Genomic DNA, 13,041 nt, shown 5'->3' on the forward strand with positions numbered 1-13,041 from the left:
CTCGGGTGGCTTTCTTATTATCATTTTTATTATATTTATACATGCAAAAACTGACAACCATTATAGCAACCGCACTGCTGGCAACAACCTCTACATTGGTCTTTGGACAGGCACATAATGTATCGGGCGGCTATCAAAAACCTACCGATCCGCAGGTGATCGAAAACCTCGAACAATGGCAGGACATGAAATTCGGTCTCTTCATGCACTGGGGTACTTACAGTCAATGGGGGATTGTGGAAAGCTGGAGTATCTGTCCCGAAGATGAAGGCTGGACACAACGCAAACCCGAGCATGGTAAAACCTATTTTGAATACCTTAAGAATTACGAGAATTTACAGACAACATTCAACCCCACTGATTTTAATCCTCAAAAATGGGCGGATGCAGCCAAAGCAGCCGGAATGAAATATGTGGTCTTTACAACCAAACACCACGATGGCTTTGCAATGTTCGATACCAAGGAATCGGATTATAAGATTACCTCTACCAAAACACCCTTCTCCTCCAATCCAAAGGCAAACGTAACCAAAGAAATCTTCAATACATTTCGAAATGACGGTTTCAAGATCGGAGCTTATTTCTCCAAACCGGATTGGCACTCCGAATATTATTGGTGGCCTTACTTTCCACCAAAGGACAGAAATGTAAATTATGACCCCAAAAAATACCCTGAGCGTTGGCAGAAATTTAAAGATTTCACCTACAACCAGATCAATGAACTGACTTCGGAGTACGGAAAGGTGGATATTCTATGGTTGGATGGTGGACAGGTACGTCCTTTAGAAACTGTAGACAAATCTGTAGATTGGCAACGGACAATCAAAATGGACCAAAATATCGATATGGACCGTATTGGTGGGATGGCCAGAAAAAATCAACCGGGTATCATTGTTGTTGACCGCACTGTTCCAGGCAACTGGGAAAATTACGTCACTCCGGAACAGGCTATCCCCGAACATCCCTTGGATATCCCATGGGAAAGCTGTATCACGATGGGAGACTCCTTTAGCTATGTGCCCAATGACAACTACAAACCCACAAAGAAAATCGTCGAAACTCTCGTCAAGATTATTTCCCGTGGTGGCAACTATTTGCTTAATATAGCTCCTGGCCCTAAAGGTGATTATGACCAAGCCGCTTATGACCGGTTAAACGAACTATCTGCTTGGATGAAAATCAATCAGAATGCGGTCTATGCCACTCGTACCATCGCCCCATACCACCAGGGTGATTACTATTACACCAGAAGTAAAGACAGCAAGATCGTCAATGTATTCCACCTTTCGGATGGAGACGCTTATCAACAGCCAAATGAATACGTCTTTCAGGTACCCGACAATTTTAAGGTGAAAAAAATTACCATTCTCGGTCACAAAGGCCGATTGGACTGGTCGCAACGCGACAACCAGATTACCTTGAGAAGTCCGGCTACAAGATTCAATTATGCAACCGCAATTCAATTGCTAAGCAAATAATAAAAAAAAGCAGCTGACATAGGGGCAGCTGCTTTTTTCTGATCGCTGAAGCAGTGCACCTGTCAAGTAATTTGCGCGTATTTTTTATTAATAACAGCTGCATTAAAAATACAAACAGCCAGGCAGCCTAAAAAAATATTCGTTCAATTTCTGTCCGTTAGTTTAGCGGCAATCACAACCTAATGAAACAAATAACCCTATTTTTAACAGTACTACTCTTTACATGTTATTCATGCAAAACCTATAAACCGCAAATAGTCTCATCCCAACAGATTTTTCAGGAAGGGCATGTAGATTTTAAGCAATGCCATGCTTCCACCATCCAATCCCTCGGTAAAGATAGTCTCTTAGCTTGCTGGTTCGGTGGTACACACGAATCCAATCCCGACGTGGTGATTTGGAGCTCCCATTACGCAAACGGAACATGGGATGCACCGGTTCAAGTCGCAGATGGCATTCTTGCAGACAAGCGCTATCCGACCTGGAATCCCGTACTCTACCAGTATCCGAATAGCGATTCTCTGTGTTTATTCTATAAAATTGGTCCCAATCCGCGCGAATGGAAAGGTTATGTCAAATACTCCCTCGATAAAGGTCGTCACTGGTCTACAGCACAGGCATTACCTGATGCTATTTTGGGACCGATCAAAAACAAACCATTGACATTGCCTAATGGTACTATACTGTCTCCTTCCAGCACCGAATCGAAAGAAGAAATCTGGAAAGCACATATAGAAATCAGTCGCGATCAGGGTAAAACCTGGGCTATTTCTAAAGTTCGACCAGATACAACGGTTCAAGTCATTCAACCAAGTATATTACAACACCGGGACGGCCGCCTTCAGGTGCTCTGTCGCAGTAAAGAAAATAAAGTAATGAGTGCTTTTTCCGCTGACCAAGGTAACAGCTGGGGAGCATGGCAAGCGACCAACCTCCTCAATCCCAATTCAGCCACTGATGCCATCCAATTGAACAACGGTCTATTTATGATCGTATACAATCCGGCAGTCGCGGGAAACAACTGGTGGGAAGGCCGCACCAAACTTCATGTTGCGCTCTCCAAAGACGGTCTTCACTGGCGTGATGAACTGACTTTGGAAGATGGTGTCCAGGGAGATGAATATTCCTATCCTACTATTATCCAAGATAAAAGTGGTCTGATCCATATCACCTATACCTGGAATAGAAAAAGTATTAAACACATTGTCCTTAAATAATTAAAAGGGGAGCTAGTAAAACTAGCTCCCCTTTTATTATCAAATCATTTTAATAATCCCTCTTTAGCTCCATCTCCCCTTTCAATCGGATATCGTCGGAAGATGTCCCCACCAGCAACTTAAATTTCCCCTTCTCTGTTTTCCACGCATGATCCACATTCCATAATTTAAGGTCTTCTTTGCTCAGCTGAAACGTGTACCGCTCTTTCTTTCCTGCAGCGATCGCTTTACGTTCGAACTGTTTTAACTGCATTACCGGCGTTACTACCGAACTCACCTCATCGACAACATATAATTGTGCCACTTCATCACCGGCCAGACTGCTTTTATTTTCTACATCAAAAGATACCGTACAGACAAAATCATCTGCACCTTCAGTCAGCCCCACCTGTAGATTGCTGTAATCAAATTTACTATAGCTTAATCCATAACCAAAGGCATATAGCGGTTTAGCGGACATCTCCACATAATCATGATGCTTCGGCTTTGTATGATTATAGTGTACTGGAAGCTGGCCAACCGAACGTGGTACCGAAATCGGCAGCCTACCGGCTGGATTATAATCGCCAAACAGCACATCTGCGATTGCCAATCCTCCTTCCTGCCCCGGATACCAGGCATTCACGATAGCCGGTATATGTTCCGCTGCCCAATTCAGATTGAGCGGTCTGCCCATTATCGTCACCAGCACGACTGGTTTTCCGGTTGCCTGGATCGCTTTCATCAGTTTTAATTGATCGCCCATCATATCCAATGAAACGCGATCAAATCCTTCCCCGCTTTCCATGTCACTGACGGTATTGGGGTCAACATTGGCAGCTCCTGTTGCTTGGTAGGAAGTTTTGAAATCCCGCGCACTAGAGCCTCCAAGGATCAAAACCACCACGTCGGCTTGCTGTGCAGCAGCCACCGCAGCCGGAATATCGGATTGCGTCGTATCACGGATCGCACAACCTTTCACATAATCAACTTGGGTGCCTTTACTCACAGCTGCCCGAATTCCGGTCAATACGGTCTGTACTTTGCCATCGGCCTGTGGCGCGGTATAATCACCCAATTGATTATAACCGTTGTCGGCATTCGGTCCAATAACCGCGATCCGTTTCAATGATTTGCTTAAGGGTAATATATTTTGCTCGTTTTTCAGCAAGATAATAGATTCCTTCGCAACCGCTCTCGCCACAGCCTTATTTTCAGCTGTCGCAACTTTTTGGGCAACCTGTTTCTCGTCCACGTAGGGCTGGTCGAATAGTCCAAGATTAAACTTCATCCGTAATACACGGGCTACCGCGGTATCCAATACTGCGGGTTCCACTAAACCTTGCTGTACAGCTTTCAAAAGATTCGGGCCATACCCCGATCCGCTCAAGTCAACATCCAATCCCGCATGTATACTTTGCGAAGCGGCTTCCTCCGCTGTGGCAGCCGTCGCATGCCCCCCATTGAGTCCAGAGATACTTAATAAATCGGATACTACAAATCCCTTAAAACCCCAATCTTTACGAAGGATATCCTTTAGCAACCAGGGATTTGACGAGCACGGAACTCCATCAATACTATTATATGCCGTCATCACCGAGCCCGCACCGGATTTTACAGCTTTTTCGAAAGGTGGTAAAAAATACTGTCTGAGACTCCTTTCACCAAATGATACCGATTCACCATTGTGCCCTCCATCTGGCGCCGCATAAGCGACAAAATGTTTTAACGTACCAATAATTTTATCCCGTTGCCCAAGTTTCTCACCCTGAAAACCACGGATCATTGCAGCTCCCATCTGTCCCGTTAGATAAGGATCCTCACCATACGTTTCCTCTGTTCGCGACCATCGAGGGTCTCGCGCAAGATCCAGAACTGGGCCATAGCCATTTTTTCCACCTACAGCATATGTTTCCTGTGCGATTGTTGAGGCCATACGCTGAATCAAAACAGGATTCCAGGTACTCGCCTGACCTATAGCCGTCGGGAATACCGTCGCACCAATGGCCATATGCCCATGTGGAGCCTCCTCCGATAGCAGCAATGGGATCCCCAAGCGGGTACTATCCAACATGTACCGCTGAATGGCGTTAGTTGCACGTGCAGCTTCTGCAGGACTGAGCCCATTCAGCAGTGTTTTTTGCGTCCAGGGATCGGCGCGTAGCGTTGCCCATAGCAATCCAATATGCTGCTCTTTTGCGGCTTTCCTTAATTTGTCACTCACTCCTACCTGTTTGCCCTTCTTCGCGTACATATCCCACCCAAGCAATTTGCTCAGCTGCCCCACCTTTTCTTCTACAGTCATCCGACCCAAAAGATCTTGCACCCGTCGTTCTGTTCCAAGCTTACTATCCTTATAAGGGAGTTTTTGTGCTTGGAGCTGAGGATAAAGTAAAGTGGACATCGCCGTCAAAAGTAGTATTCGGAGTTTCATAAGTTTATTATTACCGGAGTTATGCAACCGGTTTCCAAAGGACTAAAATAAGGATTTACAGCTAATAATCAAGATAATTTTTCTGTTATAGAAATTTCAGTAATAGAATCAGAGAACTAATCAACTATTAAATTCATGCAGTAATTAACGATGATTTTTAATATGAATCTTTAACAATATAGTGAATATGGTTAAGAAATTAGTAGCACACATGCATAATTACGAGGCCACTGATGATGCTAGAAATTGAGCAATGAATTAAAAAGATTACTAACCGTTCATAAAGATGTACAATTCATTGCATGTAAAATGAGATCATCTATATTATTAAATAAAAAAAGACGGCAAGCCGTCTCTCCATTCATGTGTTATAGGATGCTACTTATTTATTTTCTTTACTTTTTCCCTTAAAATAATATGCCTTGGGAATAACGAGAGCAACAGGGTTATTATTTCGATAGGTTAAGACCAAATAATCTCCATCCACAAGGACACCATAGCTTTCGTACTGATCGCTATCAGCAAATTTAATGCTTTTTTTCTCCTTGTCATAAGTAAAAGACCGCTCCAACTTTCCATCTAAAATAAACTGTTCAAAGGTTAGTTTATTCGATTCACAAAGCTCATTTCCACGCTCCAGCTTTAGTTTTTGAAAATCACTACCAAAAGAAAACGAATAATGGTTATCCTTTTCACAATCTTCCGGTTTATAATGGTATAGCTCGTCTTTCGCATCAACGTTCGCGAATGCAGGAACCCAATCATAGAGCGCTAATTGTTTTTTCACATCGTCCGGTGCTATTTTTTCCGGACTAATGGTATCCTTACTGCAGCCGCAAAACAAAATCAACACTAAAATTCCGCTAAATAATTTATTCATATTGGTTCTTATTTAGTTTTAATTTTATAACGTTTGAATATAGTTGGCTGCTACAGCACATAGATACTTTTTAACCAAATAGATAAAAAACTGATTCCCCAATAAACTCTTACCGCAAACAATCCGCAGACAGCGCGTACAACTAAATGGAGTAATATATATCCCTAAGAAATAAGCAATAAATACTGGTCTTTATAAAAAAAATGTTTCGTTAATACCTAATAAAAAAATGTTAATAACCATGTTAATTAACTGGTTATCAAAATACATTTTGTTGATAACATTTCACCACTGATGTTTCTGAAAAACCAACACTCTTCAAAAAAAAGAGTCAGTTCAAAAAAAATTATGCTGTTCGCCAAGGGTAAAATAAAAGTTAGCTGTCATAGAGATAAAGCTTAATCAATATGAAACTAACATCCATCGTAATAATCGCACTGGCCGCCCCAACCACACAGTCATTTGCGCAGGTACAAGATTCGACGAAGACAAATCGACAGGTAGTGACCGAGACTGTCAAAGGCACTGTCCTGGACAAAAATACAAGGCTACCGCTGGTCGGTGCCACCATCATACTTTCTTCCAATGCTGGAACAAAAACTGTTAGCACGGATCAACAGGGCGTATTTAAGCTTCAACAAGTTCCAGTAGGGCGTCAGGTCCTACAAGCGCGGATGGCGGGATATAGGCAGGAAGAATTATCGGAGCTGCTCATTACCTCTGGGCGTGAGAATATACTTAACATTGAAATGGAGCCGCAGGCGAATACGCTGAACGAAGCGGTGGTCTATGCCAATACAGGAAAGCAGCCCTTAAATCAAATGGCGATGACCAGTGGCCGCTCCTTTTCACCTGAGGAGACCAACCGTTATGCCGGCGCTTTCTTTGACCCGGCAAGAATGGCACAGAGCTTTCCCGGCGCCGTGGCAGGTGGTGACGATAATGAGATAATTGTACGTGGAAATTCTCCAAAAAGCTTACAATGGCGATTGGAAGGCATTGAAATTGTCAATCCCAATCACTTCGGGGCCGAAGGTGCCGCTGGTGGCGGGATCAGCATGCTCAATACGATGGTTTTGGGAAAATCTGATTTCTATACGGGTGGATTGGCCGCTGAATACAACAATGCGATATCGGGGGTATTTGACCTTAGATTTAGAAGGGGAAATACCGATAAACGCGAATACACATTCAATATCGGGGTGCTGGGAGTAGGTGCAACCTTAGAGGGCCCTTTCAAAAAGGGAAGTGATGCATCCTATTTGATCAGCTACCGATACTCCTCATTGAGCCTATTGGAAAAAATCGGTGTAAAAGTCTCAGATACCGGTATCCCGAAATATCAGGATCTCTCCTTCAATTTTGTATTTCCAACCAAGAAAGCCGGAACATTTTCGCTATTTGGGATCGGCGGTCTGGGAACAGTCAAAGAAACTGCCAAACGCGATTTCCAAAAATGGGAAGAGCGAACAGATGCACAGGACATGAACCTGGGATTTAACGCTGGTAGTGCCGGACTAAAACATCAATATATCGCCAACGATCGATTGTATTTCACCAATATTATCTCGGCATCGATCAGCCGCAATTCCAATAAAACTGATACCCTGACACAGGATTACATAGCCAGTTTATATCACAAAGATAAATTTACAAATACGGCAATCCGCTATGCCGGTACTCTCAATTACAGAGCAAGCAGCAGAAATACCATCCGCGCAGGTATCAACGCCAGCTTACTGCGCTATGATCTCTTTGCCCTAACCTACGATACCGAACTGGCAGCGTTAAAAGAACGGATCAATGAAAACGGCAGCACCAGTACCTACGATGCTTTTGCACAGCTCAAAACTGAATTATCCGATCGCCTGACCCTAAACACGGGTATACACGCCAACTATTTTGCCTTAAGCAAAAGTTGGACTGCTGAACCGCGTCTGGGCTTGAACTGGAAAATCGCGTCGGACCAAACCATATCTTTTGGTACCGGGCTGTACAATCGTCTAGAACCACTCAGCTATTATTTTGCAAAGAGTGGAAACGGTCAAAACACAACAGCTCCTACTGCGCTATCACCCACCAAATCTGCTCAGGCTGTCATTGGCTATGAAAAAAATCTAAGCCGCACGCTGAGATTCAAAACCGAAGCCTATTATCAACATTTATATAATGTCCCGGTTTCCTCAGATCCAGAAATGAATTTCTCCCTGCTCAATGTATCGGATATTTCGGCTATCAGCACATCCACTTATCGCCAACTGATCAATAAAGGAACAGGCAGAAACTATGGGATCGAGTTAACGGTTGAAAAATCACTTAGCAAAGGTTATTATTTTATGGCCACCACTTCGGTATTTGATTCTAAATTCAAAGCACTTAATGGCAAGGAATATAATACCACATTTAACACCCGCTATGTTGCCAATCTGTTATTAGGAAAGGAATGGACGGTCGGGAAAAATAAAAATAACCTATTTGGTATGAATGCCAAACTGATCTATGCCGGCGGCAGAAAATACTCGCCAGTGCTGGAAGAAGAATCTTTGCGACTGGATGAGGAAATCATCGACCAAAGCCGCATCAATACCTTAACTGCTGACCCCTATATCCGATTGGATTTTTCATCCAGCTATCGGATCAATCGTAAAAAAGTGAGTCATCTCCTTATTCTGGATATTCAAAACCTCCTCAACAGGGAAAATACAGTTGGGATGCATTACAATTTCAGCAAACGTATCATCGAACCGCAAAAATGGACCGGTATAATCCCAACCATCAATTATCGGATTGAGTTCTAAACGAAGGCCAAAAAGCCCTGTGATATAAATAACTTGTTTCCTAAAATCAATTTAGGAAACAAGCTATTCATTTACCAGCTTAGCTGTTAAAACTGTTTTTAAAACTTGTAACCCAAAGAAATTCCAAATGAATGATTTCTTAACGATCTCCCAGTTTTATAATCGCCCCATTTTGATTCCAGGTTAGCAATCCCTTTTTGAAACTCCATGCCAAAAAGATAATGTCCCCTGAATAGATAGTTTACTTTGGCCCGAGCACCATAATCAAATGTTTTTCCAAGGATGTAATCCCCATAATCGGCTATGCTCGCATCATTTTGAAACTTAATATCTCCTTTGTTACCAATACCAATATCATCCATATAGACCTCTTCCGAGGTTTTCCATTTTCCCCCTAATCCATAAGCGATATAAGGCCCAAGTCCAAATTGCAGTTGATCGTTACCAACTGTTGAATTAAAAACAACATCAATGGGCAGCTCCAGATAGGAAGTATTAGCTTTAAAATTCTCGCCCCAGCCTATAAATTTACCTTCTTTTCGTTCAAAGCCCCGTCTAGCAAATACGAATGCTGGTTCAATAGCGAAACGCTCACTCATTCTTATCGTCGGACCTATTCCCAAATACAGACCTCCGACCGATTCAGTATTGGCTTTATTCCCATCTTTATTTTTTGCATCAACATTCGAGAAATTCAGGCCTGCTTTCACATTCCATTTTGTTTGTGCATGGACGAGAAAGCTACCCACCGACAGGCATAATAACAACGACAGTTTTTTGATAGTTATCATAAAAGAAATAGGTTTATATAATCCTTATTATTAACGATAAACAGATGTAAACCGCTACTGTTGATAATCAATTTAAGGAATAAATACGATTTTACCACAAATCTGATTTTATTTTCAGCTATTATATCCGTTCAAAACAAGACCATTTCTTTACGAAAACGATTGCGAAGAAAGCGTAAAATCAATGGTAGCGAATGCCGTAAATTCACTGTACAGAAAATTCGTTTTTTCATCCAATTAAATCTAACAAAGCCTATGATTAAGATCCAAAACGCATCCTTTGCGAAAAATCGCTGGGTGCACGCGGCAATTCCATTATCCTGCCTGTTGGTCGTATCCAATCTGGCAGCATCCCAGGCCGCCCCTTCGGCGCCTAAATTTATGCCGAGTAAACTTTCACTAGCTATACAACAAAATTCCATTCAAGGTAAAGTTGTGGACAGCGAAGGCAAGGGGATCGCAAATGTAACGATCCAGATTAAAGGAACCAATCAAGCCACATCAACCAATGCAACCGGTTCCTTCGAACTCAATAGCCAACAGAAAGAGGTCACCTTGGTCGTGAGAAGTATTGGCTATAAAGCCATTGAAACAACAGCCCGTGCAGGTTCACCTTTAACCATTACATTGGATAAAGAATCCAAAGGGCTCGAAGAAGTTGTCGTCGTTGGTTTCGGTACCCAGAAAAAAGAAAATGTAACCGGTTCGGTATCCTCTGTTCAAATGTCTGAAGTCCTGGAAAGCAGACCCGTCACCTCCCTATCAGCAGGTTTAGCAGGTCAGGCACCCGGTCTATATGTCAATCAGGGCTCGGGTAGACCCGGGAGCGACGGTGGTACTCTTCGGGTACGTGGCCAGGGAACATTGAATAACGCCAATCCGCTTGTCGTGATCGATGGTGTGATCGGTGATATGAACCTCATCAATCCGCAGGACGTCGAAAGTATTTCGGTATTAAAAGATGCTGCTTCGGCTTCTATTTACGGCTCCCGCGCGGCTAACGGAGTAATCCTCATCACGACGAAAAAGGGAAAGACCGAACAGTTTAAGGTGACCTATAATAATTATTTCTCTAGCCAGAAACCTTCCAATACCATCCATATGGTTTCCAACTATGCCAATTACATGGAGCTGATCAATGAAGGTTACAAAAATGGCGACCCGAATGCGAAACCTACATTTTCGCAGGAGAAAATAGACCTCTGGCGGCAGAACGCTGGCCAGGATCCATTGAAGTATCCCAATACAGATTGGGTTTCTGATCTCTTCCAAAACAAGATCAGCCAAAACCACAATTTGTCCTTTACTGGCGGAAGTGAAAAAATCAAGTTCTTTGGCTCCTACGGTCTATTGAACAATCCTGGAATTATCGAGCAGGCAACCTATAAACGTCATACTGGACGTATCAATCTGGAAGCCGATGTAAAACCCTGGCTGACCTTGGGCGCGAATATCAACGGTGTTGTGTCAAAAACCGATATCGGTACCAATATCATTGATGATGTATTCACCTTTGCTGGGGCTAGTACCCCAGGGATGGTGCTAAGAGCGCCGGATGGCCGATTTGGCTCACCCAACAATCCAGAGGACGACCCACAATCCAACAATGTGCTTCATCGCTTATACGGACAAAAAGGCAATATCAATAAGAATCGCTTTGTATCACGTTTTTATGGAAAGTTAAAACCGATCGAAGGTCTTTCCATCGAAGGTTCATACACGTATACTTATGATGATGATTTTATCTATTCACAGCCTGTTTTTAATGACCGTTGGAATTTCCTGACAAATACTGTCGCCAGCGCAGGTACAGGTCGTTCCTCCGTGACCAACGAATCTGTTAAATCATATCGTTATTACATGGATGGGATTGCCAAATACAAGAATACTTTGTTTGAGAAATTAAACTATGAAGTGATGGTGGGGGCCAGTCAGGAATATTTTAAAGACGGTTGGTTTGCGGCATCCAAACTTGATCTCGTCGATCCCTCACTGACGGTATTAAACGCGGCGACCATGGATGCTTCCGCCTCAGGAAACATTACGGATTGGGCCATGCGTTCCTTCTTCGGTCGGCTTAACCTCTCCTGGGACGATAAATACCTCCTGGAGGCCAATCTCCGTACGGACGGCTCCTCTCGCTTTATGACAGGAAAAAGCAGATGGGGGACCTTCCCTTCGGCATCTTTTGGCTGGAAGATCTCTTCCGAGGATTTCTATGATGTCAAATGGATGCCAAGTCTTAAGTTCCGTGCCTCCTATGGTGCACTGGGTAACAATGGTACCTCAGATGCATCCTTCCGCAGGGACGCAAATATTAACAATTACGAATATTTGACATTGTACAATCCAGCCAATTATATCCTGAACAATCAACTCTATGTCGGATTTGCACAGACTGTGTTGAGCAACCCTCTATTGACCTGGGAAAACACCTACATCCTGAATGCGGGACTAGATTTTGACCTCTTCAATTACAAACTGAATGGTTCCATTGATGTCTTCAATAAAGTAACCAACAATATCCTGATCAACCTCCCAGCACCTTTGGTTGCCGGAAATGCCACCATACCACGTACCAATGCTGCGAAAGTACGTAATAATGGTATTGAACTTAACCTCAATTACCGCGATAAGATCGGTGACGACTTCAAGTTCAACATTGGTGGTAACTTTACTTTCATCGACAATAAAGTGGTCAAATTTAAGGGTAACGACAAATCTATTTCGGGATCAAACTTAATTCAGGAGGGTTATGCCATCAACACGCAGTATATTCTATTGACCGACCGGATCTTGCAGACCGATGCGGATATGCAGCTTGTACAACAAATGATCGATAATGCACCTACTGATCCGAATACAAATCAAAAAGTAAACCCTTTTGCATCCTATGGAACACCAAAAAAAGGCGATTTACTGTATCGGGATACCAATGGTGATGGCATCATTAATGACAATGACCGTGTACCTGTCGGACATGGTACTGCACCAAGGATCACTTATGGCTTTAATATGGGATTCGATTACAAAGGCTTCGACTTTTCCGTTTTCCTACAGGGTAATGCCGGCAATAAAGCGGTATGGATAGATAATTATTACACCCCTACTGTACGTTGGGGTTATCAGATCAATCAGGAGATCGCAGATGGCCGATGGACAGAGGGCGCCACGGACGCTAAGTACCCGCGGTTATTACCATACACAGATACAAGGAATATCAAAAACAGTGATTTTTGGTTACAGAACAAGGCTTTTATCCGTGTAAAAAATATTCAGCTCGGCTACACGATTCCGAACGAAATTACCAAACGTATCCAGGTGCAAAACTTACGTGTTTTTGGCTCACTTGAAAACTTTTGGACGATTACCAAGTATAAGGGCTTCGATCCCGAGGTGAGTGGCACCAATTACCCTACAATGAAGCAGGCTGTTTTCGGTCTTAGTTTAACATTTTAAGTTGT

General features: G+C 43.0%; 7 protein-coding genes. 4 read left to right on the forward strand and 3 right to left on the reverse strand.

Annotation, left to right across the window (positions count from 1 at the left end):
* The first annotated feature begins 41 nt into the window (after positions 1–41).
* Entirely contained in the window at positions 42–1,478 is a 1,437-nt protein-coding gene (locus BWD42_RS18720) for an alpha-L-fucosidase (RefSeq protein ID WP_077437938.1), read from the forward strand.
* Between the two features lie 182 nt (positions 1,479–1,660).
* The gene (locus tag BWD42_RS18725) at positions 1,661–2,695 is read left to right on the forward strand and encodes a sialidase family protein (protein WP_077437939.1); all 1,035 of its coding nucleotides are present in this window, start codon (positions 1,661–1,663) and stop codon (positions 2,693–2,695) included.
* A gap of 49 nt (positions 2,696–2,744) precedes the next feature.
* Here BWD42_RS18725 and BWD42_RS18730 read toward each other — a convergent pair whose 3' ends face one another.
* The gene (locus tag BWD42_RS18730) at positions 2,745–5,108 is read right to left on the reverse strand and encodes a glycoside hydrolase family 3 N-terminal domain-containing protein (RefSeq protein WP_077437940.1); all 2,364 of its coding nucleotides are present in this window, start codon (positions 5,106–5,108) and stop codon (positions 2,745–2,747) included.
* Between the two features lie 382 nt (positions 5,109–5,490).
* The gene (locus BWD42_RS18735) at positions 5,491–5,988 is read right to left on the reverse strand and encodes a hypothetical protein (protein ID WP_077437941.1); all 498 of its coding nucleotides are present in this window, start codon (positions 5,986–5,988) and stop codon (positions 5,491–5,493) included.
* A 407-nt stretch (positions 5,989–6,395) separates the two neighbouring features.
* Between BWD42_RS18735 and BWD42_RS18740 the strand changes: the two genes are divergently transcribed.
* On the forward strand, positions 6,396–8,786 hold the full coding sequence (locus BWD42_RS18740) for a TonB-dependent receptor (RefSeq protein WP_139351213.1): 2,391 nt from the start codon (positions 6,396–6,398) through the stop codon (positions 8,784–8,786).
* A gap of 98 nt (positions 8,787–8,884) precedes the next feature.
* Here BWD42_RS18740 and BWD42_RS18745 read toward each other — a convergent pair whose 3' ends face one another.
* On the reverse strand, positions 8,885–9,577 hold the full coding sequence (locus tag BWD42_RS18745) for an outer membrane beta-barrel protein (protein WP_077437943.1): 693 nt from the start codon (positions 9,575–9,577) through the stop codon (positions 8,885–8,887).
* 255 nt (positions 9,578–9,832) lie between these two features.
* Between BWD42_RS18745 and BWD42_RS18750 the strand changes: the two genes are divergently transcribed.
* Positions 9,833–13,036, forward strand: a complete 3,204-nt coding sequence (locus BWD42_RS18750; RefSeq protein WP_077437944.1) for a SusC/RagA family TonB-linked outer membrane protein — start codon at positions 9,833–9,835, stop codon at positions 13,034–13,036.
* Positions 13,037–13,041 lie beyond the last annotated feature (5 nt).

This window comes from Sphingobacterium sp. CZ-UAM (assembly GCF_002000245.1).
Classification (GTDB): Bacteria; Bacteroidota; Bacteroidia; order Sphingobacteriales; family Sphingobacteriaceae; genus Sphingobacterium.

Bases quoted from the DNA above. Each gene is read 5' to 3' on its own strand.
- BWD42_RS18740 (WP_139351213.1), top strand. From the start codon at position 6,396: ATGAAACTAACATCCATCGTAATAATCGCACTGGCCGCCCCAACCACA.
- BWD42_RS18745 (WP_077437943.1), bottom strand. From the start codon at position 9,577: ATGATAACTATCAAAAAACTGTCGTTGTTATTATGCCTGTCGGTGGGT.
- BWD42_RS18725 (WP_077437939.1), top strand. From the start codon at position 1,661: ATGAAACAAATAACCCTATTTTTAACAGTACTACTCTTTACATGTTAT.
- BWD42_RS18720 (WP_077437938.1), top strand. From the start codon at position 42: ATGCAAAAACTGACAACCATTATAGCAACCGCACTGCTGGCAACAACC.
- BWD42_RS18735 (WP_077437941.1), bottom strand. From the start codon at position 5,988: ATGAATAAATTATTTAGCGGAATTTTAGTGTTGATTTTGTTTTGCGGC.
- BWD42_RS18730 (WP_077437940.1), bottom strand. From the start codon at position 5,108: ATGAAACTCCGAATACTACTTTTGACGGCGATGTCCACTTTACTTTAT.
- BWD42_RS18750 (WP_077437944.1), top strand. From the start codon at position 9,833: ATGATTAAGATCCAAAACGCATCCTTTGCGAAAAATCGCTGGGTGCAC.